The sequence below is a fragment of the Streptomyces sp. NPDC039465 genome, from assembly GCF_055639315.1.
The window spans coordinates 417,267-437,627 of sequence record NZ_JBVKAP010000005.1 but is presented as its reverse complement, the minus strand read 5'-3'; the positions used below and the strand labels follow the sequence as shown (position 1 = coordinate 437,627).

The 20,361-nt window shown below is 72.3% G+C and carries 19 protein-coding genes; 11 read left to right on the top strand and 8 right to left on the bottom strand.

Annotation, left to right across the window (positions count from 1 at the left end; translation table 11 throughout):
- Positions 1–29: 29 nt before the first annotated feature.
- From ACZ7LT_RS19970 to ACZ7LT_RS19960, 3 genes are all read right to left on the bottom strand, one after another.
- Positions 30–824, bottom strand: a complete 795-nt coding sequence (locus tag ACZ7LT_RS19970; RefSeq protein ID WP_471237355.1) for an enoyl-CoA hydratase/isomerase family protein — start codon at positions 822–824, stop codon at positions 30–32.
- Between the two features lie 45 nt (positions 825–869).
- Entirely contained in the window at positions 870–2,006 is a 1,137-nt protein-coding gene (locus tag ACZ7LT_RS19965; protein ID WP_471237354.1) for an adenylate/guanylate cyclase domain-containing protein, read from the bottom strand.
- A 151-nt stretch (positions 2,007–2,157) separates the two neighbouring features.
- Complete coding sequence (locus tag ACZ7LT_RS19960; RefSeq protein WP_471237353.1) at positions 2,158–3,009, bottom strand: biotin--[acetyl-CoA-carboxylase] ligase; 852 nt, start codon at positions 3,007–3,009, stop codon at positions 2,158–2,160.
- Between the two features lie 122 nt (positions 3,010–3,131).
- On the opposite strand from ACZ7LT_RS19960, the gene ACZ7LT_RS19955 reads away from it, so the two are divergent.
- On the top strand, positions 3,132–4,733 hold the full coding sequence (locus ACZ7LT_RS19955) for an acyl-CoA carboxylase subunit beta (RefSeq protein ID WP_471237352.1): 1,602 nt from the start codon (positions 3,132–3,134) through the stop codon (positions 4,731–4,733).
- 52 nt (positions 4,734–4,785) lie between these two features.
- Positions 4,786–4,992 carry an acyl-CoA carboxylase epsilon subunit gene (locus ACZ7LT_RS19950; protein WP_471237351.1) on the top strand — a complete coding sequence of 69 codons (207 nt, stop codon included), beginning with the start codon at positions 4,786–4,788 and terminating at the stop codon, positions 4,990–4,992.
- Positions 4,993–5,062: 70 nt separating this feature from the next.
- Here the strand turns inward: ACZ7LT_RS19950 and ACZ7LT_RS19945 are convergent, their stop codons facing one another.
- Positions 5,063–6,196, bottom strand: a complete 1,134-nt coding sequence (locus ACZ7LT_RS19945; protein ID WP_471237350.1) for an SGNH/GDSL hydrolase family protein — start codon at positions 6,194–6,196, stop codon at positions 5,063–5,065.
- Positions 6,197–6,232: 36 nt separating this feature from the next.
- Here ACZ7LT_RS19945 and ACZ7LT_RS19940 point away from each other — a divergent pair, with 36 nt between their 5' ends.
- The 3 genes from ACZ7LT_RS19940 (at position 6,233) to ACZ7LT_RS19930 (ending at position 7,921) form a co-directional block, all read left to right on the top strand.
- A complete protein-coding gene (locus ACZ7LT_RS19940; protein WP_471237349.1) occupies positions 6,233–6,910 on the top strand; it encodes a TetR/AcrR family transcriptional regulator in 678 nt (225 codons plus the stop codon).
- Between the two features lie 75 nt (positions 6,911–6,985).
- Positions 6,986–7,114, top strand: a complete 129-nt coding sequence (mmpB, locus tag ACZ7LT_RS19935) for a morphogenic membrane protein MmpB (protein ID WP_471237348.1) — start codon at positions 6,986–6,988, stop codon at positions 7,112–7,114.
- A gap of 201 nt (positions 7,115–7,315) precedes the next feature.
- On the top strand, positions 7,316–7,921 hold the full coding sequence (locus ACZ7LT_RS19930) for a nucleoside triphosphate pyrophosphatase (protein WP_471237347.1): 606 nt from the start codon (positions 7,316–7,318) through the stop codon (positions 7,919–7,921).
- Between the two features lie 7 nt (positions 7,922–7,928).
- On the opposite strand, the gene ACZ7LT_RS19925 is transcribed toward ACZ7LT_RS19930, so the two are convergent.
- Together ACZ7LT_RS19925 and ACZ7LT_RS19920 are read right to left on the bottom strand one after the other, a co-directional pair.
- Positions 7,929–10,073: a protein kinase domain-containing protein gene (locus tag ACZ7LT_RS19925; RefSeq protein WP_471237346.1), complete on the bottom strand. Its 2,145-nt coding sequence runs from the start codon at positions 10,071–10,073 to the stop codon at positions 7,929–7,931.
- A 57-nt stretch (positions 10,074–10,130) separates the two neighbouring features.
- Entirely contained in the window at positions 10,131–10,589 is a 459-nt protein-coding gene (locus ACZ7LT_RS19920; protein WP_471237345.1) for a hypothetical protein, read from the bottom strand.
- A gap of 464 nt (positions 10,590–11,053) precedes the next feature.
- On the opposite strand from ACZ7LT_RS19920, the gene ACZ7LT_RS19915 reads away from it, so the two are divergent.
- Both ACZ7LT_RS19915 and ACZ7LT_RS19910 read left to right on the top strand, forming a co-directional pair.
- Positions 11,054–12,808 (top strand): acetyl/propionyl/methylcrotonyl-CoA carboxylase subunit alpha, encoded by a 1,755-nt coding sequence (locus ACZ7LT_RS19915; RefSeq protein WP_471237344.1) that lies wholly within the window; start codon positions 11,054–11,056, stop codon positions 12,806–12,808.
- A gap of 156 nt (positions 12,809–12,964) precedes the next feature.
- Positions 12,965–13,510 carry a TetR/AcrR family transcriptional regulator gene (locus tag ACZ7LT_RS19910; RefSeq protein ID WP_471237473.1) on the top strand — a complete coding sequence of 182 codons (546 nt, stop codon included), beginning with the start codon at positions 12,965–12,967 and terminating at the stop codon, positions 13,508–13,510.
- A gap of 27 nt (positions 13,511–13,537) precedes the next feature.
- Here the strand turns inward: ACZ7LT_RS19910 and ACZ7LT_RS19905 are convergent, their stop codons facing one another.
- Both ACZ7LT_RS19905 and ACZ7LT_RS19900 read right to left on the bottom strand, forming a co-directional pair.
- Entirely contained in the window at positions 13,538–14,449 is a 912-nt protein-coding gene (locus tag ACZ7LT_RS19905; protein ID WP_471237472.1) for a DeoR/GlpR family DNA-binding transcription regulator, read from the bottom strand.
- Between the two features lie 182 nt (positions 14,450–14,631).
- Positions 14,632–16,071: an NAD(P)H-quinone dehydrogenase gene (locus ACZ7LT_RS19900; protein ID WP_471237343.1), complete on the bottom strand. Its 1,440-nt coding sequence runs from the start codon at positions 16,069–16,071 to the stop codon at positions 14,632–14,634.
- 163 nt (positions 16,072–16,234) lie between these two features.
- Between ACZ7LT_RS19900 and ACZ7LT_RS19895 the strand changes: the two genes are divergently transcribed.
- The 4 genes from ACZ7LT_RS19895 (at position 16,235) to ACZ7LT_RS19880 (ending at position 19,772) form a co-directional block, all read left to right on the top strand.
- Entirely contained in the window at positions 16,235–16,672 is a 438-nt protein-coding gene (locus tag ACZ7LT_RS19895; protein ID WP_028797884.1) for a gamma-glutamylcyclotransferase family protein, read from the top strand.
- Positions 16,673–16,724: 52 nt separating this feature from the next.
- Entirely contained in the window at positions 16,725–17,003 is a 279-nt protein-coding gene (locus ACZ7LT_RS19890; RefSeq protein WP_471237342.1) for a type II toxin-antitoxin system RelE family toxin, read from the top strand.
- 201 nt (positions 17,004–17,204) lie between these two features.
- On the top strand, positions 17,205–18,029 hold the full coding sequence (locus ACZ7LT_RS19885; RefSeq protein WP_471237341.1) for a purine-nucleoside phosphorylase: 825 nt from the start codon (positions 17,205–17,207) through the stop codon (positions 18,027–18,029).
- Positions 18,030–18,128: 99 nt separating this feature from the next.
- Positions 18,129–19,772, top strand: coding sequence for a phospho-sugar mutase (locus ACZ7LT_RS19880; RefSeq protein WP_471237340.1), 1,644 nt, complete (start codon positions 18,129–18,131; stop codon positions 19,770–19,772).
- Positions 19,773–20,361 lie beyond the last annotated feature (589 nt).

Genomic DNA, 20,361 nt, shown 5'->3' with positions numbered 1-20,361 from the left:
CGCCGACACGGGCGGCTACGGGAGCGGGCTCACTCCCCCGGCCACTGCGGCTTCCGCTTCTCGTTGAAGGCGGCCACACCCTCCGCCCGGTCGCCCGAGAAGGCCACCGACCGCCAGGCCGCGTCCTCGACCTCGAGTCCGGCCCGCAGATCGAGCCCCTGCCCGAGCCGCATGGCCCGCTTGGCGGCGCGCAGCCCGACCGGGGAGTTGCCCGCGATCCGGCCGGCCAGTTCCAGCGCGGCGCTGCGGGCGTCCTCGGCGAGCTCGTCGACCAGGCCCAGCTCACGGGCCTCGGCCGCGGCCACCCGGCGCGCGGTGAAGACGAGTTCGGCGGCGCGCGCGGCCCCGACCCGGCGCGGCAGCAGCTGGGTGCCGCCGCCGCCGGGGATGACACCGACCGACACCTCGGGCAGTCCGACCACCGCGGTGCCGTCGGCCACGATCACGTCGCAGGCGAGCGCGAGCTCGAAGCCGCCGCCGAGCGCGAAGCCGTGCACGGCCGCGACGGTCGGCATCGGCAGTTCGAGGACGCCCGTGTAGGCGGAGCGCGCGGTGGGGCGCTGACGCACGAGCTCGGCGTCCGTGAGGGAGTTGCGCTCCTTCAGATCCGCGCCCACGCAGAACGCCCGGTCGTTGGACGAGGTGAGGACCGTGACCCGGACCGAGGGGTCGGCCGCCAGCGCGTCGCAGGCGGCGCCGATCGACCGGGCCATCTCGGTGGAGACCGCGTTCATCGCCTTGGGCCGGTCGAGCACCAGCTCCGCGACATGCCCGTCCCCGTGACGCCGTACCGCGACGAACTCACCAAAGCGCTGCTCGGACATGACCTCAGACCCTCCCGGTTAACGATGGTTCACCGGAAGCAGATCCTAGGTCGGCCGCCTCGTCAACAGCCAGGGCTCCACGACACCCAGTCCACGCACGGGCCGCTGCCACATCGGCTGGAGCGCGAAGCGGTACGAAGGGGGCGCCTCGCCCTCCTTCTCGGCCGCGGCGGCCTCCTCGGCCACCTGCGCCTCCGAGACCGGCGCGTCACCCGTGCGGGAGAGCTCCTCGGCGAACGCCCCGTCCACCAGGACCGCGTCCTTCGGCGCTATCGAGGTGAGCCGGCTGGCCAGATTCACGGTCGTGCCGAAGACATCGCCCATCCGGGTCGTCACGGTGCCGAAGGCGATGCCGACGCGCAGCGCGGGCATGGTCTCGTCGTGGGTGAGCGTCTCGATCAGCCGCAGCGCGATCTCGGCGGCCGTACCGGCGTCGTCGGCGCAGTACAGCACCTCGTCGCCGAGGGTCTTGATCAGCCGCCCGCCGTGCGCCGCGACCAGGTCGGCGCAGGTGGTCTCGAAGGCCTCGACCAGTTCGCCGAGCTCCTCCTCCTCCAGGCGGCGGGTGAGCCGGGTGAAGCCGACCAGGTCGGCGAAGCCGACGGCGAGCCGGCGGTCGACCATCTCCTCGTCGTCGGCGGCCTGCACGACCCGGCCGGTGGCGGCGGCGAGCTGGCGCCGCCACACATAGACCAGGAACTCCTCCAGCTCGGGCAGGAGCAGCTCGACCAGCGGATAGGTGACCTCGGTGCGGGTCATGCCGGGCTCGGGCGGCTCGGTCAGGCCCTCCAGGAACGAGTCGATCTGCCATTCGGCGAGCCGGGCGGTGGTCTGGCCGGTGGACCGGGCCACCTGCACCGCCATCGGCTCGCTCAGCAGTCCCGCCTCGACCAGACCGGCCAGCCGCCGCAGAGCCAGCACGTCGGCCTCGGTGAGCGCCTTGGCCTGGCCGATGTCGGCGAAGCCCATCGCCCGCCAGAACCGCGACGCCAGCTCCATCGAGACCCCGGCCGTACGCGCGGCCTGGAACGGCGTGTAGCGGCGCTCGGCACCGAGGATGAGCTGTTCGAGACGGATCGCCAGAGGGTCGTCCGTCGGCTCGGCCGTATGGTCGACAACATGGTGGGGGGTGGGATACGAGGGTGGCTCAGCCCCGCCCGAAGTCGTGTTGTCGACGGTCACCGGCCGCCTCCTGCCCGTTCCCTGCGCACTGCCCTGCCGATCTGTCGTGGATCGTCGTCCACGATACGGCAGGTGTGCCCTAGCTCACGTCCTGGTTCACCGCTCACATCCCGGTTCGGGCCACTGTGCGGCTGTGCGCGCACGGCCGGTCTCAGCCCTCCGCCCGCAGATGGACGATGTCGCCCGCGCCGACCGCCTCGGTGCCGCCGCCCTCGGTGGCGACGACCAGCCGGCCGTCCCCGTCGATGGCGACCGCGTCGCCGACCAGGGCGCGCTCCCCGGGCAGCTCGGCCCGCACGGCCCGGCCCAGGGTCGCGCAGCCGGCCGCGTACGCCTCCTGGAGCCCGGAGGCCGCCGGGTCGCCGTCCGCCGCGCTCCACTTCTCGTACCAGTGCTCCAGGGAGCGCAGCACGGCCCGCAGCAGGGTGTCGCGGTCGGTGGAGACGGCGTTCGCGAGGAGGAGGGAACCCGCGCCGGGGACGGGCAGCTCGTCCTCACCGAGGGTGACGTTGATGCCGAGGCCCACGACGATGGAGTCGGCGCCGACCCGCTCGGCGAGGATGCCGCCGGTCTTGCGCTCCTGGTCGCCGACGGTCACCAGCAGGTCGTTGGGCCACTTGAGGGTCATGTCGACACCGGCGGCCTTGGCGAGGCCGGCCGCGGCGGCCACTCCGGTCAGCAGCGGCAGCCAGCCCCAGCGGTCGGCCGGGACGTCGGGCTTGAGCAGGACGGAGAGGAACAGCCCGGAGCGCGGCGGCGAGACCCAGTCGCGGTCGAGCCGGCCGCGCCCGGAGGTCTGCTCCTCGGCGACCAGGACGGTGCCGTGGGCGAGCTCGTCGGCGCGTGCGGCCAGGTCGGAGTTGGTGGAGCCGGTGGTGGTCACCAGGTCGAAGGAGCTCCACAGTCCGTCCGGGCGGATCAGTGCGCGGCGCAGCGCGGAGGCGTTCAGCGGGGGCCGGTCGAGGTCGGACCAGCGGCTCTCGGGCGCATTCTGTGGCGTCATGCAAGCCAGCCTAGGTGTGGCAAACACCGCACTGCCGAACCGTATCCGCGCCACTACGCTACGGGTCAGTAGGCCATTCGTAGCCATCGAACCCCCGTGACCAGGCAGGGAGCCGCATCCCGATGTCCGAGCCGGCAATGCACCAAGAGATCGACATTCACACGACCGCGGGCAAGATCGCGGACCTGGAGCGCCGTATCCACGAGGCGACACACGCCGGCTCCGAGCGTGCCGTGGAGAAGCAGCACGCCAAGGGCAAGCTCACCGCGCGCGAGCGGATCGATCTGCTGCTCGACGAGGGCTCCTTCGTGGAGCTGGACGAGTTCGCCCGGCACCGCTCCACCAGCTTCGGCCTGGAGAAGAACCGTCCGTACGGCGACGGTGTCGTCACCGGCTACGGCACGGTCGACGGCCGTCCGGTGGCGGTGTTCTCGCAGGATTTCACCGTGTTCGGCGGAGCGCTCGGTGAGGTCTTCGGGCAGAAGATCATCAAGGTGATGGACTTCGCGCTGAAGACCGGCTGCCCGGTGATCGGGATCAACGACTCGGGCGGCGCCCGGATCCAGGAGGGCGTCATGGCCCTCGGTATGTACGGCGAGATCTTCCGCCGCAACACCCACGCCTCGGGCGTGATCCCGCAGATCAGCCTGGTGGTGGGACCGTGCGCCGGAGGCGCCGTCTACTCCCCCGCCATCACCGACTTCACGGTGATGGTCGACCAGACCTCGCACATGTTCATCACCGGCCCCGACGTCATCAAGACCGTGACGGGCGAGGACGTCGGCTTCGAGGAGCTGGGCGGCGCCCGGACGCACAACACCACCTCCGGTGTGGCGCACCACATGGCGGGTGACGAGAAGGACGCCATCGAGTACGTCAAGTCGCTGCTGTCGTACCTGCCGTCGAACAACCTCTCCGAGCCGCCGGCCTTCCCCGAGGAGGCCGACACGGCGGTGAGCGACGAGGACCGCGAGCTGGACACGCTGATCCCGGACTCCGCCAACCAGCCGTACGACGTGCACACGGTGATCGAGCACGTCCTGGACGACGGCGAATTCCTGGAGACGCAGGCGCTGTTCGCGCCGAACATCGTCACCGGCTTCGGCCGGGTCGAGGGCTTCCCGGTCGGCATCGTCGCCAACCAGCCGATGCAGTTCGCGGGCTGTCTGGACATCAACGCCTCGGAGAAGGCGGCGCGTTTCGTGCGCACCTGCGACGCCTTCAACATCCCGGTGCTCACCTTCGTCGACGTGCCCGGCTTCCTGCCCGGTGTCGACCAGGAGTACGGCGGCATCATCCGGCGCGGCGCGAAGCTGATCTACGCGTACGCGGAGGCGACGGTCCCGCTGATCACGGTCATCACGCGCAAGGCCTTCGGCGGCGCGTACGACGTCATGGGCTCCAAGCACCTCGGCGCGGACCTCAACCTGGCCTGGCCGACCGCGCAGATCGCGGTGATGGGCGCGCAGGGCGCGGTCAACATCCTGCACCGCCGCGCCATCGCCGAGGCGGGTGGCCCGGAGGAGACCGAGGCGACGCGGGCGCGGCTGATCCAGGAGTACGAGGACGCGCTGCTGAACCCGTACACGGCAGCCGAGCGCGGCTACGTGGACGCGGTGATCCGCCCGTCGGACACACGTGCCCAGGTGGTGAAGGGGCTGCGTCAGCTGCGGACGAAGCGGGAAAGCCTGCCTCCGAAGAAGCACGGCAACATCCCCCTGTAATCCGTCCCCCGCGGGCCTCCCGCAAAAGGCCCTTCTCCGGTGAGGAGTCGTTGTGATCAAGGTCGTTCGAGGTAATCCGACCCCGGAGGAGCTGGCCGCCGCACTCGCGGTGGTTCAGGCGCGGGCCGCGGCGACGGCGTCGTCCGCGGCCGGGGCGCCCGAAGTGCCGCAGGAGTGGTCGGCGCCCGCCCGGATCGCGCGGTACACCCGGCCCAGGCCGGGTCCGAGGTCATGGGCCAGGTCCTACTGGCCGGTCTGACCGATCGACGAAAAAGGAGGCCGGGCCCCGTGTGCGGGGGGCCCGGCCTCCTGGCCGTTCCGGAAGCGGCTCACAGGAGCGGGGCCACGGCCTCGGCCATGACGCGGTAGCCGGCGTCGTTGGGGTGCAGCCCGTCCTCGTAGGCGTAGGCGGGGTTGAGCGCGTCCGGGTCGGCGGGGTCGGCGAGTAGCCGGTGGAAGTCGACGACGGCGTCGAACTCGCCCGATTCCCTGATCCAGTCGTTGACCTCGGCGCCGGTCTTGGCGGAGTGGTGGCCCCAGTGGGTGGTGCCCTTGAAGGGGAGCACGGTGGCGCCGACGATCCGTACGCCGCGCGCGTGGGCCTGCCGGATCAGGGTGCGGTAGCCGGCGATCAGCTGCTCGGCGGTGACGACCGGCGCGGGCTTGTACGTGGGCTGGTCGTGGGCCTCGCTGTAGCCGAGGTCGTTGAGGCCTTCGAGCAGGACGACGGTGGAGACGCCGGGCAGGTCGAGGGCGTCGCGGTGGAAGCGGGCCGATGAGCGTTCGCCGTACCAGGCCGAGTCGTTGAGGACGAGGTTGCCGCCGATGCCGGCGTTGAGCACGGGCCGGTCGGTGAGGGCGGCCAGCGCGTCCGAGTAGCGGCGGTCGGCGCCGGGGGTGGAGCCGAAGCCGTCGGTGATCGAGTCCCCGAAGAGGACGACCGCGTCGGTACGGTCGGCGCCGCTCACGTCGATGCCGGCGAGGTAGTACCAGGACTGGGTGTGCTCGGTGAAGGGCTCTCCGGTGGTGTCGGCGAGCTGGTCGCCCTCGGCGCGGAAGGTGTCGGTGAAGCCCTGCGCGTGGAAGGTGGCGGGGCCGGTGGTGCCGTCGAGCTGGAGGGTGACGGTGACGGCGTCGAGGCGGGCGACGGGCAGGGCGACCGGGTCGCTGGTGAGCTGGCCGTGGGCGCCGACGGAGGCGGTGGTGCGGCCGCCGAAGGTGAGGGGGCGCGCGCCGGTGACGGCGGCGCCGCCCGCGCTGTGGCCGACGGTGGCGCCGCTGATGTGGAGGGGCGCGGTGCCGTAGGCGTTGGAGAGGCGGATACGGAGCTGGTCACCGGCGGCCGTGACGCGCACGATCTGGCGCAGGGTGTGGTCCGAGAAGCCCTCCTGGGACCAGTTGGGGGTGAAGCCGGTGGAGGGCAGCTGGGGGGACGCGGTCCAGGCGGCGGTCCAGGTGTTCATGTCGAAACTCCCTAATGGGTTAACTTTCCCGTTAAGATGGTTGGGACGCTAGCAGAGGATTCCGCTTTAACGGAACTGGAGACCCATTTGAGTGCATCGAAATCGGCCACGCCGGGGACGGTCCGCCCTGGTGGCCGTACCGCGAAGGTCCGCGCGGCGGTCCTCGAGGCCACCAGGGACGCCCTGGTGGCGCACGGCTTCCACGCCCTCCACCTGGACCGGATCGCGGCGGCGGCGGAGGTCGGGAAGACGACCGTCTACCGGCGCTGGGGCTCGCCGGTGGGCCTGGTCGCCGACCTCCTGCGGGACATGGCCGAGCAGTCCGTGCCGGCCTCCGACACGGGCTCCCTGGAGGGTGACCTGACCGCCAACGCCGACCTGGTGCGCCGCACGCTCACCGACCCCGCCTCGGCCCCGCTGTTCCACGCGGTGATCGCGGCCGCGGCCTGCGACGCCGACTGCGCGGCGGCCCTGAACGGCTTCTACACGACCCGCCTGAAGGAGTGGGCGCCGGTGGTCACCCGCGCCGCCGAACGTGGCGAGATCCCGGCGGCCACGGACGCGACGGAGCTCCTGCGGGCGGTCGCGGCGCCGCTGTACTACCGCTTCGCGATCAGCCACGAGCCCCTGACGGAGGACTCCGCCACCCGGGCGGTCCGGGCGGCCCTGACGGCGGCCCGGGCGGGTGTGTACGCCACGGGTACTACGCCGTGATTAGTCCCTTGGCACCGGTGCGCCTGAGTACGGGTACTCAGGCGCACCGGGCGCGCCGCCAGCAGGATCGATCACATGCTCTGGTCCGACCCGAAGAACGAGCCGCCGAAGGACATGCGCGACATGCAGGCGATGATGCGCCGCGCGGGCATCCTGCTGGCTTTGGCGATGGTGGTGGCGATGTTCGTGGCGGGCGTTCGCTGACGCGTCCGGCATTCGCCCGCCGGGCCGGTCGGCGGAACGGCCGGCCGAGGGGCCGGCAGCTGGGCCGCGGCCTTCGAAACCGTCACCCCGACGCCCTGGCCGCCCGCGCCGGGGCCTTCAGGCCCCGCGCGAACGCCGCCACCCGCCGTCGGCCCTGGTGCCGATTCCGTCGGCGGCCCGGGCCTGGATACCCTGCCTGACATGACTGCCGCCGCCCGCCGCCTCGTGCTCGCCTCCGCCTCGCCCGCCCGACTCGGTCTGCTGCGGCAGGCCGGGCTCGCACCCGAGGTGATCGTCAGTGGGGTCGACGAGGACGCGCTCTCCGCTCCGAGCCCGGCCGAGCTCGCGCTCGTCCTCGGTGAGGCGAAGGCCGCCGCCGTCGCCGCACGGCCCGAGGCCGCCGGGGCGCTCGTCATCGGGTGCGACTCCGTCCTCGAACTCGACGGTGAGGCGCTGGGCAAGCCCGCCGACGCCGAGGAGGCCACCGCCCGCTGGAAGTCGATGCGCGGGCGCTCCGGGGTCCTGCGGACGGGGCACTGCGTGATCGACACGGCCACCGGCCGCCGCGCCTCCGCCACCGCCTCGACCACCGTCCGCTTCGGCGAACCGACCGACGCCGAGATCGCCGCGTACGTCGCCAGCGGCGAGCCCCTCCACGTGGCGGGCGCCTTCACCCTCGACGGCCGCTCGGCCCCCTTCGTCGACGGCATCGACGGCGACGCGGGCAACGTGATCGGTCTGTCCCTGCCGCTCCTGCGGCGGCTCCTGGCCGAGCTGGGGACCCCGATCACCGATCTGTGGGTCTGAGCCCCGCTCAGACCCGGCGCGGCCCGGCCACGTCCAGCGCGTACAGGGTGCGCCCCTGCGCCACGTACAGCAGATCGCCGTCCAGGACCGGCCCGTGGACGGGTCCGCCGGGCATGGCGTGCCGCCAGACCATCTTCCCGGAGCGGCCGGCCAGGGCGTAGAGCGTGCCCTGGTCCGTGCCGAAGAGCAGCAGGCCCCCCTCCTCCTCGCCCGTCGGCGCCGTGGAGAGCCTCCCAGTGATCTGGCCGTCGGCGACGAACTTCCAGAGCCGGCCGCCGAACTTCCTGTTCACCGCGTAGAGCGCCTCCCCATACCGGAAGATCACCTGCTCCTCGACGATGGTCGGCGGCTCCTGGTCGACGTTCACGCTGTCGCCGTCCGCGGCGAACTCCCACCGCTCCCCGTCCGCGGTGAGCGGCTCGCACGCGACGCCGCGACGCGTGTGGAAGTAGAGATGCTTGTCAACCTCGGTGGCGGCGGAGGCCGTTCCGGCCGGCAGGGTGAGCGACGCCGACTCCTCGCCGTCCGGTACGGACAGGGTCCAGCGCTCCGGTCGCCCGCTCGGCGTCGCTTCCCCCAGGCCGTACAGCGCCACGGCGTCGCCCTCGTCCCACGCCAGGGCGGCGCCGTTCGGGTGTTTCTGCATCAGCTCGAGACCGTTGGCGCTCACGGCCGTGACCTTGTCGACGCCCGGGGCGCCGGTGACGACGAGGACGCGGCCGTCTCCCCGCTGGGGGAGCAGCCTGACGTCTTCTCCGGTGAACAACTCCGACCAGCGCTTCTCCCCCGACTCCCGGTCCAGGCCGTGCAGCTCCTTGTCCTCGGTCAGCGCCAGGACGATGTCGTCCTTGCGCTGCCGGGTCCGCCCCACGGCCACAGGCACCTGGGCCGGACCCACCCCGTCGCCGAGATCGACGGCCCATTCCAGTTCCTGCGAGTTCTGGCCCACCAGCGCGACCCTGCCCCGCTCGTCGCCGAAGGCGACGAAACCCCGCCCCGGCGCGGGCGGCGTGACGAGCGCGGCGTCGTGCGTGTACGTCCATGAGGGCGCCCGAAGCTCCTGGCCGGCGCGGCCACCGAGGCCCTGCCTCAGGGCCCAGGCCCCGCCGAGCAGCGCCGCCGAGAGGCCGACGCCACCGCCGAGCAGCGCCCGCCGGCTGATCCGCCTGGCCGGAGGGGAGGCGGCGGGCCGCGCGGGAGCGATCCGCGTCGGGGCGACCGGAGGCATGGGGGCCGTGGGCGCGGGGGCGGCGGGCGTCAGCACCCGCGTCGCCGCCTGGGACGACAGCGCCCGCAGCCTCCCCGACCGGCGCGTGACGTCCGCCAGTACCGGTCCCGGCAACCAGCTCTCCGCCCCGGCCGGACCCTCGCTCACCAGTTCCCGCGCCTCGGGCCGGTCGGCCGGATCCTTCGCCAGCATCCGGTGCACCACCCCCGCCAGCCGGGGCGGCAGACCCTCCAGGTCCGGTTCCTCGTGGACGACGCGGTACAGCAGCTCATATCCGGCCCCGGAGCCGAACGGGCCGCGCCCCATGGCCGCGTAGGCCACCACCGCCCCCAGCGAGAAGACATCGCCCGCCGACTCGACGGTCCGCCCCGACGCCTGCTCCGGCGGCATGTAACCGGGCGAACCGATCACCACGCCCGTACCGGTCAGCACGGTGTCGTCGGCCGCGCGGGCGATCCCGAAGTCGATCAGCAGGGGTCCTTCGGCGGCGAGCAGCACATTGGTCGGCTTGACGTCCCGGTGCACGAGTCCGGCGGCGTGGACGGTGACCAGCGCCTGGGCAAGACCGCCCAGCAGGCGGCGTACGGCCTCTTCGGGCAGCGGGCCGTGGGCGGCCACGGCGGCGCCCAGCGACGGCCCGGGGACGTACGCGGTGGCCAGCCAGGGCAGCGGCCCCTCGGTGTCGAAGTCGACGACCGGCACCATGCCCGGCCCGCTCACCGCCTGGCAGGCCCGCACCTCACGAGCGAACCGCTTCCTGAACCCGGGGGCGTCCGCCAGGTCCGGCCGTACGGTCTTGAGCGCGACGGCCCTTCCGTCGGCGGTCAAGGCGAGATACACCACCCCCATGCCGCCCTCACCCAGGCGGGCGAGCAACGGAAACGGGCCTATCTCCGCGGGATCCCCAGCACGCAGTGACTCCACAACACCCCCATGTGTCACCCTGGTTCTACCGCATGGAGGCGCAGCCCACGCCGCCTTCTAGGCGGGAGCGGCCCCCTCGGCCGCGGGGGGCGTCGATCCGGACGCCGGGCCGTCGTGGTCCGCGTCGGTCTCCCCGTACGCCACCAGGGTGAGCACGATCAGCCCCAGCACGACCATCATGAACGCGAAGGCCGCCCAGCCCACCAGCCCCACCGTCACCGCGCCGAGGATGCCGTGCACCACCGCGCAGCCGATCAGCAGTGCGCGGCTCGGACGGCCGGGACGGCGGTCGCGGACCCCTGCGAGCAGGCAGACCAGCGCGCACAGGGCGAGCAACACGCCCGAGACGATGCCGAGCGCCCAGGTGCCCGTCACCATCGCGTCGGGATCCAGGCCGTCGAGGGACATCGACTGGATCTCGACGAACCGGGCCATCACGGCGTTGAGGGCGACGATGCCCACCGCCTCAAGGAGCAGCACGAGCGCCGCCACGAGAGCTATCGGTCTGCGGGCCACGTGGGCCACCCCCTGAAACCTGCGTTACCAGCAGTACGGACGACAGCGCGCAGGCTACTAACGGGTAAACCTTGGGGCAAGGGTCCTGCGCGGCGCGATCCGATCGCCCTACGCTGGCAAAGAATCATTCGGCCATTCGTAGGGACTCCACAAAGAAACAGGAACGCCCGCTGGACGCCGCGACAGAGACCTTGGCCACACCGCAGGGTTACTGTGCCGTGCAGGAACCCTGCGTACCGTGGTGTGACAAGGGGTTTCACGAACGTGGCAAGCCGTGAATCACGCTCCGTGTGGGCAAGCTCACCATTGGGGACGGGTCGAAAGGCCGTGTCGGCAGTCCCTAAACTCAGCGTGTTCTGGGAAGTCATCGGCGCGGTGACCCGTCGAGCACCCTGGCTCGGGTGGATCCGGCCGGGGGTCCGGGGGCACGCCCCCTGGAAAAACACTGCAAGGAGGGAGCCATCGTGCGCAAGGTGCTCATCGCCAACCGTGGCGAAATCGCTGTCCGTGTCGCCCGTGCCTGCCGGGATGCCGGGATCGCCAGCGTAGCTGTCTACGCCGACCCGGACCGGGACGCACTGCATGTACGCGCGGCCGACGAGGCGTTCGCCCTGGGCGGTGACACCCCGGCGGCCAGCTACCTGGACATGGCCAAGGTGTTGCAGGCCGCGAAGGACGCCGGGGCGGACGCGATCCACCCGGGTTACGGATTCCTGTCCGAGAACGCCGACTTCGCACAGGCCGTGATCGACGCGGGTCTGACCTGGATCGGCCCGCCGCCGCAGGCCATCCGCGACCTGGGTGACAAGGTGGCGGCCCGTCACATCGCCCAGCGCGCCGGCGCGCCGCTGGTCGCGGGCACCCCCGACCCGGTCTCCGGCGCCGACGAGGTCGTCGCCTTCGCCGAGGAGCACGGCCTGCCGATCGCGATCAAGGCCGCGTTCGGTGGCGGTGGCCGCGGTCTGAAGGTCGCCCGGACCCTGGAAGAGGTGCCGGAGCTGTACGACTCGGCGGTCCGCGAGGCCGTCGCCGCCTTCGGCCGTGGCGAGTGCTTCGTCGAGCGGTACCTGGACAAGCCGCGCCACGTCGAGACCCAGTGCCTCGCCGACCAGCACGGCAATGTCGTGGTCGTCTCCACCCGTGACTGCTCGCTGCAGCGCCGCCACCAGAAGCTGGTGGAGGAGGCCCCGGCGCCGTTCCTCTCCGAGGAGCAGAACGCCCAGCTCTACGCCGCGTCCAAGGCCATCCTCAAGGAGGCCGGATACGTCGGCGCGGGCACCGTCGAGTTCCTCGTCGGTCTGGACGGCACGATCTCCTTCCTGGAGGTCAACACCCGTCTCCAGGTGGAGCACCCGGTCACCGAAGAGGTCACCGGCATCGACCTGGTCCGTGAGATGTTCCGGATCGCCGACGGCGAGGAGCTCGGCTACGACGACCCGGCCATCCGGGGTCACTCGTTCGAGTTCCGCATCAACGGCGAGGACCCGGGCCGTAACTTCCTCCCGGCCCCCGGCACCGTCACCACCTTCGACGCGCCGACCGGCCCGGGTGTCCGGCTGGACGCGGGTGTCGAGTCCGGTTCGGTCATCGGCCCGGCGTGGGACTCGCTGCTCGCCAAGCTCATCGTGACCGGTGCGACGCGTGAGCAGGCGCTCCAGCGGGCGGCGCGGGCGCTGGCCGAGTTCAAGGTGGAGGGCATGGCCACGGCCATCCCGTTCCACCAGGCCGTCGTCGTGGACCCGGCATTCACCGCGGACCCGTTCCGGGTGCACACGCGCTGGATCGAGACCGAGTTCGTCAACGAGATCAAGCCGTTCTCCACCGGTGCCGCCGAGGCGGAGGAGGACGAGGCCGGCCGCGAGACGATCGTCGTCGAGGTCGGCGGCAAGCGCCTCGAGGTGTCGCTGCCGTCCTCGCTGGGGATGACCCTGGCCCGTACGGGCCTGGCGGCCGGTGCGAAGCCGAAGCGCCGCGCGGCGAAGAAGTCCTCGTCGGCGGCTTCCGGCGACACGCTGACCTCCCCGATGCAGGGCACCATCGTCAAGGTGGCCGTCGAGGAGGGCCAGGAGGTCAAGGAGGGCGACCTGATCGTCGTCCTGGAGGCCATGAAGATGGAGCAGCCGCTGAACGCGCACCGCGCGGGCACGGTCAAGGGCCTGTCGGCCGAGGTCGGCGCCTCGGTCAGCTCGGGCGCCGCGATCTGTGAGATCAAGGACTGACGGTCGTAGCCGAAATACGCCGAGGGGCCCGTGGACCTGACCGTCCGCGGGCCCCTCTGCGTAGGGGCGATGGCATCCTGGAGGAGCCGGCGGGAGGAGGTCGGAACGATGACGGGTACGACAGGTGCGGCAGGCGCCGTGGCCGCGGTGCGGCCGATGCGCGCGGACGCCCGGCGTAATTACGAGCGTCTGGTGGACGAGGCCCGGGCCGCCTTCGCCGAGCACGGCACGGACGCGTCCCTTGAGGACGTCGCCCGCCGCGCGGGGGTCGGCATCGGCACGCTCTACCGCCACTTCCCCAACCGCCACGCGCTGATGAACGCCGTCTTCCAAGAGGCCCTGGCGTCGCTGGTCGAGCGCTCCCACGCACTGGCGGGCGCGGGCGAGCCGTGCCGGGCCCTGGTGGAGTGGCTACGCGACCTGATCACCCATGCAGGTGAGTACCGCGGCCTGGCCCCGGCGCTCATGTCGGCGTCGTACGACGAGAGTTCGGCGCTCTCGCAGTGCAGTGTGCCGCTGCGCGCGGCGGGCGAGCGGCTGCTGGCCCGGGCGCAGGAAGCGGGTGCCGTACGCCCGGACGTCTCGATCGGCGATCTGCTCCAGCTGACCAACGCGATCGCACTGGCGGCCGAACAGAACCCGGACGACCCGGCGTTGGCGGACCGGCTCCTCACCCTGACCCTGCGCGGCCTGAAGACCTGACCGTACGGCCCCGGCCGGTCCCGGCGCTCAGCGCCGCCGCAGGTCCGCCACCCGTACGGCGCCGCGGTCCTGGGGCGAGCCGTCGGCCAGGGTGGAGGCCGTGCTTCTGAGGGCGCCGGGGTGGCGGGCGCGCTGGCCCGGCAGCGGGACGTCCCGGCGGGGCTGGCGCCCCGGTGGGGCGGCGTCCGCCGGGCCCGTACCGGCGACCGCGATCTGTACGCCCTGGTCGGCCAGGGCCTGCAGTTCGGTGGCGGCGCGGTCGTCGTGGGCGGGAGGCTCGTCGGTGACCAGGCGGGTGATCACATCCGTGGGCACCGTCTGGAACATCGTGTCGGTGCCCAGCTTGGTGTGGTCGGCGAGGACCACGACCTCCGCGGCCGCCTGGACCAGCGCCCGGTCCACGCTCGCGGAGAGCATGTTGGACGTGGACAGGCCGCGCTCGGCGGTGAGCCCGCTCCCGGACAGGAAGGCCCGGGTGACCCGCAGGCCCTGCAGGGACTGCTCGGCCCCGCTGCCCACCAGCGCGTAGTTGGAGCCGCGCAGGGTGCCGCCGGTCATGACGACCTCGACGCGGTTGGCGTGGGCGAGGGCCTGGGCCACCAGCAGGGAGTTGGTGACGACGGTCAGTCCGGGCACCCGGGCCAGCCGCCGGGCCAGCTCCTGGGTGGTGGTCCCGGCGCCGACGACGATGGCCTCGCCCTCGTCGACCAGGCCCGCGGCGAGGTCGGCGATGGCGGTCTTCTCCGCTGTCGCGAGATGGGATTTCTGCGGAAAGCCGGACTCTCGCGTGAATCCGCCCGGCAGTACCGCACCGCCGTGCCGGCGGTCGAGGAGTCCTTCTGCCTCCAGTGCCCGCACGTCCCGCCGTACGGTCACTTCGGAGGTCTGGACGACGCGGGCGAGCTCACGGAGCGACACGGCCCCATTGGCTCGCACCATTTCGAGGATCAGTTGACGACGTTCTGCAGCGAACACGAAACTGACAGTAACCCCAGCAGCCGATACTTTTCAGCACTATGCGCCGAATAGGAGAAGTTATGCACAGCCGGGGCCGCCAAGTGGTATGGGCGACCCCGCACTTGTCCAGACTTGCCGGGGGTTCGTCGGGTTTTATCCGACGGTCACGCTTCCCCGGTCGCCTTACGGGTGTGCAACTGCCGTGCCACTTCCGCGATCGAGCCCGACAGGGAGGGGTACACCGTGAAGGCGTTTGCGATCTGCTCGACCGTCAGATTGTTGTCGACCGCGATCGAGATCGGGTGGATCAATTCGCTGGCGCGCGGCGCCACGACACAGCCGCCGACCACGATCCCCGTGCCCGGCCGGCAGAAGATCTTCACGAAGCCGTCCCGGATGCCCTGCATCTTGGCGCGCGGGTTGCGCAGCAGCGGCAGTTTCACGGACCGGGCCTCGATCTTGCCGGCGTCGACGTCGGCCTGGGTGTAGCCGACGGTGGCGATCTCCGGGTCGGTGAAGACGTTCGAGGACACCGTCTTCAGGTTCAGCGGCGTCACGGCGTCGCCGAGGAAGTGGTACATCGCGATCCGGCCCTGCATCGCCGCGACCGAGGCCAGCGCGAAGACACCGGTGACGTCACCGGCTGCGTAGACGCCGGGGGCGGTGGTGCGGGAGACCTTGTCGGTCCAGATGTGGCCCGAGTCCTTGAGCCGGACCCCGGCCTCCTCCAGGCCCATCCCGGCGGAGTTCGGGACGGCGCCGACCGCCATCAGGCAGTGGGTGCCGGAGATGACCCGGCCGTCGGAGAGGGTGACCTCGACGCGGTCGCCGACCCGCTTGGCGGCCTCGGCGCGGGAGCGGGCCATGACGTTCATGCCGCGGCGGCGGAAGACGTCCTCGAGGACGGCGGCGGCGTCCGGGTCCTCGCCCGGCAGCACGCGGTCACGGGAGGAGACGAGGGTGACGCGCGAGCCCAGCGCCTGGTAGGCACCGGCGAACTCGGCGCCGGTGACACCCGAACCGACCACGATGAGCTCCTCGGGGAGCTCCGCCAGGTCGTACACCTGGGTCCAGTTGAGGATCCGCTCGCCGTCGGGCCGGGCGTCCGGCAGCTCGCGCGGGTGGCCGCCGGTCGCGATCAGCACGGCGTCGGCGGTGAGGGTCTCCTCGGTGCCGTCGGCGGCGGTCACGACCACCTGGCGGGAGCCGTCCATGGCCTGCCGGCCCGACAGCCGGCCCCGGCCGCGCAGCACGCGTGCCCCCGCGCGCGTGACGGAGGCGGTGATGTCGTGGGACTGGGCGAGCGCGAGCCGCTTCACCCGTCGGTTGACCTTGCCGAGGTCGACACCGACGACACGGGCCGCCTGCTCCACATGGGGAGTGTCGTCCGCGACGATGATGCCGAGCTCCTCGTAGGAGGAGTCGAAGGTGGTCATCACCTCGGCCGTCGCGATCAGGGTCTTCGAAGGTACGCAGTCGGTCAGGACGGACGCTCCGCCGAGGCCGTCGCAGTCGACGACGGTCACCTCCGCGCCGAGCTGGGCGCCCACCAGGGCCGCCTCGTATCCGCCAGGTCCGCCACCGATGATCACGATCCGGGTCACGTGGGTTACGCCTCGCGCTCTCGTTCTGCCGGGGAGTGACCCCGCTGGGCGTGCAGTGCGTACTCCATTGTCCCGCACGCTTCAAGTGATCACGCCCCGGGGCCTCCATACGGGCCCGGCGGGCTTCGGCGAGCACCGGTCCGCCTCCCGTACCCTCGATCCCATGTCGCTCTACGCCGCGTACGCCGGCAACCTCGACGCGCGGCTGATGAGCCGCCGCGCACCGCATTCGCCGCTGCGCGGCACAGGATGGCTCAACGGCTGGCGGTTGACGTTCGGCGGCGAGCAGATGGGCTGGGAGGGCGCGCTCGCCACGATCGTGGAGGCACCGCGTTCACAGGTCTTCGTCGCGCTGTACGACATCGCGCCGATGGACGAGGACTCGATGGACCGCTGGGAGGGTGTCGGCCTCGACATCTACCGCCGGATGCGGGTCCGCGTGGACACCCTGGACGGCGAGGAGCCGGCCTGGGTGTACGTCCTCAACGGCTACGAGGGCGGGCTGCCGTCCGCCCGCTACCTGGGCGAGATCGCGGATGCCGCGGACTCGGCGGGCGCGCCCCACGACTATGTGATGGAGCTGCGCAAGCGGCCCTGCTGAACCGGGTCCGTACCCCCTACACTCGCCCCGGAAGCAGGGCGGAGGGAGCATCATGCCCACGTACCAGGTGTTCTTCACCGAGCAGGCGGCCGCGGCCCGTGACCGGCTCGACGACGAGCAGCGCGCGGCGTTCGACAAGGGCATCTCGCTGCTCGCCCGAGACCCGTTCCTGGACCTCTCCCGGCCCATAAGCGCCACCGGAGACGACCGCACGATCCGGCTCACCCAGAACATCCTCGTGGAGTACACGGTGAGCATGGGCCGATTGCTGATCTTCATCGTCGAGGTGTTCAACGACAAGGACGTCCTGGTCACGGACGCCAACGGCTGATCCCACCCGAGGTGGCGACGGCGTTCGTCGGATGCGACAAGACAACGATCGCATGTCCGTGGGCATCGTCATCTACGCGCGTAGGCATTCTCGGGCTACGCTCTTGCGCGTACAAAAAACCTCCCGGGGCCGACCCCGGGCCCCGGCCGGACCGATTCCGGGCAGGCCGGGACCACGCTCCTTCCCGAGGCGAGAGACTCAGTGAACGCATCTGCCACCCCGGACCACACCCTCGGCGACCCCCACGCCGCCGCCGACGCCGCCGCCGCGCGGCTGCGCGAGCTGACCGGTGCCGAGACCCACGACGTCGCCCTGGTGATGGGCTCCGGCTGGGCTCCGGCCGTCGACGCGCTCGGCGCACCCGAGGCCGAGTTCCCGGTGACCGAGCTGCCCGGCTTCCCGCCGCCCGCGGTCGAGGGCCACGGCGGCAAGATCCGCTCGTACAAGATCGGTGAGCGGCGCGTCCTGGTCTTCCTCGGCCGTACCCACTTCTACGAGGGCCGCGGCGTCGCCGCCGTCTCGCACGGCGTCCGCACCGCCGTCGCCGCCGGCTGCAAGACCGTCGTCCTCACCAACGGCTGCGGTGGTCTGCGCGAGGGCATGCGCCCCGGCCAGCCGGTGCTGATCAGCGACCACATCAACCTCACGGCGACCTCGCCGATCATCGGCGCGAACTTCGTCGACCTGACCGACCTGTACTCGCCGCGCCTGCGCGCGCTGTGCAAGGAGGTCGACCCCACCCTCGAAGAGGGTGTCTACGTGCAGTTCCCCGGCCCGCACTACGAGACCCCGGCCGAGATCAACATGGTCCGCGTGCTCGGCGGCGACCTGGTCGGCATGTCCACCGTCCTGGAGGCCATCGCGGCCCGTGAGGCGGGCGCCGAGGTGCTCGGCATCTCCCTCGTCACCAACCTGGCCGCCGGTCTGACCGGCGAGCCCCTCAACCACGAGGAAGTCCTCCAGGCCGGCCGCGACTCGGCCGCCCGGATGGGCGAGCTGCTCACGCGGGTTCTCGACCGCATCTAGCCGCACGCACGGCGACATACGGGGTACGGGTTACGGGGCAGGCCCCGCAAGCCGTACCCCGTACCCCTTCCCCGCACCACACCAGAGAGGCAGAACACCGTGCAGCAGCAGGACCTCATCGCCCGGGCCGAGGCGTGGCTGGCCGAGGATCCGGACAGCGAGACCCGCGAGGAGCTGGCCAAGCTCATCGAGTCCGGGGACACGGACGAGCTGGCCGCCCGGTTCAGCGGCACGCTCCAGTTCGGCACCGCCGGGCTGAGGGGCGAGCTGGGCGCCGGGCCCATGCGGATGAACCGTTCCGTCGTCATCCGGGCCGCCGCCGGTCTCGCCGCGTACCTCAAGGCGAAGGGGCAGACCGACGGGCTGGTCGTGATCGGCTACGACGCCCGCTACAAGTCGGCCGACTTCGCCCTGGACACCGCCGCGGTGATGGTCGGCGCCGGACTGCGCGCCGCCGTCCTGCCCCGCCCGCTGCCGACGCCGGTCCTCGCGTACGCCATAAGGCACCTGGGCGCCGCCGCCGGTGTCGAGGTGACCGCCAGCCACAACCCGCCGCGGGACAACGGCTACAAGGTGTACCTCGGCGACGGCTCGCAGATCGTGCCGCCCGCCGACGCGGAGATCGCCGCCGAGATCGACGCGATCGCCTCGCTGAAGGACGTGCCGCGCGCCACGGAGGGCTGGCAGACCCTCGGCGACGAGGTCCTGGAGTCGTACCTGGAGCGTACGGACGCGGTCCTGTCGGGCGGCTCCCCGCGCACCGCCCGGGTCGTCTACACGGCCATGCACGGCGTCGGCAAGGACGTCGTCCTCGCCGCGTTCGAGCGGGCCGGGTTCCCGGAGCCGGTGCTCGTGGCCGAACAGGCCGAGCCGGACCCGGCCTTCCCGACGGTCGCCTTCCCGAACCCGGAGGAGCCGGGCGCGATGGACCTGGCCTTCGCCAAGGCCCGCGAGGTCCGGCCGGACATCGTCATCGCCAACGACCCGGACGCCGACCGCTGCGCGGTGGCCGTCCCGGACAACGGCGACTGGCGGATGCTGCGCGGCGACGAGGTCGGCGCGCTGCTCGCCGAGCATCTGGTGCACAAGGGCGCGACGGGGGTCTTCGCCGAGTCGATCGTGTCGTCGTCGCTGCTCGGCCGGATCGCGGAGGCGGCCCGGCTCGGCTACGAGGAGACTCTGACCGGCTTCAAGTGGATCGCCCGCGTGGAGGGCCTGCGGTACGGCTACGAGGAGGCGCTGGGCTACTGCGTCGACCCGCAGGGCGTGCGCGACAAGGACGGCGTGACGGCGGCGCTGCTCGTCACCGAGCTGGCCTCGGAGCTGAAGGAGCAGGGCCGTACGCTCCAGGACCTCCTGGACGACCTCGCGGTGGCCCACGGCCTGCACGCCACGGACCAGCTGTCGGTGCGCGTCGAGGACCTGACCGTCATCGCGAACGCCATGCGCCGCCTGCGCGAGCACCCGCCGACGGCCCTGGCCGGCCTGACCGTCGTCACGGCGGAGGACCTGACCAAGGGCACGGAGACGCTCCCGCCGACGGACGGCCTGCGCTACTACCTGGAGGGCGACTTCAAGGCCCGCGTGATCGTCCGCCCGAGCGGCACGGAGCCGAAGCTGAAGTGCTACCTGGAGGTCGTGGTCCCGGTCGCCGACGCGAGCGAACTGGCCACGGCCCGCTCGACCGCCACAACGGTCCTGACGTCCGTCAAGCGCGACCTGGCGGCTGCGGCGGGCATCTGACGGCTTGGTCCCGCTGCCGCGCGCTGCGTGCCCGTACGGAGGGGTTCCGTACGGGCACGCGTGCGTGAAGGGGGGTGGCGGCGCGAGGGCGGGGGGCCTGCGCGGCCGTGCCTGCGCGGCCCCCGGGGCCGGTGGCGCCCGCGAGCGGCACGCGCGCGTGGGGCGGCGGGACGGCCCCCGGGCGCCCGTGCGGGCTTCCCTGCGCGGCCCCCTCAGGGAAGCCCCGCTGTGGGACGGGTGACGGCCCGTCCGGGCGCCACGCTCCCTCGGGCCGCGCGGCGACGGGCACGCGCGCGCCCGGACGGCGGGGCCCGCCGGGGACCGGCCGGCGCCACGCCCGCGAGCGGCACGCGCGCGTGGGACGGCGGAAGCGGCCCCCGGAGCGCCGCTCGTGGCGCCCTGGGCGGCCCCCGGCGGGGAAGCTCCGGCGCCGGGCCGACGGCCCGTCCCGGCGCCCGGCCCGTCAGGCCGCGCGGCGGGCCCGTACGCGACAGCGCTCGCGCGCGTTCGGGTGAGTGGGGGACGCCCGTGTGGGTGGAATCGCTACGGCAGGTGCCGCAACGCTTCGTGCGGCGTCCAGGGGGGCGCG

What these genes read in the sequence shown, in the direction of transcription:
- ACZ7LT_RS19905 (WP_471237472.1), bottom strand. Translation starts at nt 14,449, where the DNA reads ATGGTGCGAGCCAATGGGGCCGTGTCGCTCCGTGAGCTCGCCCGCGTC.
- ACZ7LT_RS19970 (WP_471237355.1), bottom strand. Translation starts at nt 824, where the DNA reads ATGTCCGAGCAGCGCTTTGGTGAGTTCGTCGCGGTACGGCGTCACGGG.
- ACZ7LT_RS19945 (WP_471237350.1), bottom strand. Translation starts at nt 6,196, where the DNA reads ATGAACACCTGGACCGCCGCCTGGACCGCGTCCCCCCAGCTGCCCTCC.
- ACZ7LT_RS19910 (WP_471237473.1), top strand. Translation starts at nt 12,965, where the DNA reads ATGCGCGCGGACGCCCGGCGTAATTACGAGCGTCTGGTGGACGAGGCC.
- ACZ7LT_RS19955 (WP_471237352.1), top strand. Translation starts at nt 3,132, where the DNA reads ATGTCCGAGCCGGCAATGCACCAAGAGATCGACATTCACACGACCGCG.
- mmpB (WP_471237348.1), top strand. Translation starts at nt 6,986, where the DNA reads ATGCTCTGGTCCGACCCGAAGAACGAGCCGCCGAAGGACATGCGCGAC.
- ACZ7LT_RS19895 (WP_028797884.1), top strand. Translation starts at nt 16,235, where the DNA reads ATGTCGCTCTACGCCGCGTACGCCGGCAACCTCGACGCGCGGCTGATG.
- ACZ7LT_RS19960 (WP_471237353.1), bottom strand. Translation starts at nt 3,009, where the DNA reads ATGACGCCACAGAATGCGCCCGAGAGCCGCTGGTCCGACCTCGACCGG.
- ACZ7LT_RS19890 (WP_471237342.1), top strand. Translation starts at nt 16,725, where the DNA reads ATGCCCACGTACCAGGTGTTCTTCACCGAGCAGGCGGCCGCGGCCCGT.
- ACZ7LT_RS19930 (WP_471237347.1), top strand. Translation starts at nt 7,316, where the DNA reads ATGACTGCCGCCGCCCGCCGCCTCGTGCTCGCCTCCGCCTCGCCCGCC.
- ACZ7LT_RS19940 (WP_471237349.1), top strand. Translation starts at nt 6,233, where the DNA reads ATGGTTGGGACGCTAGCAGAGGATTCCGCTTTAACGGAACTGGAGACC.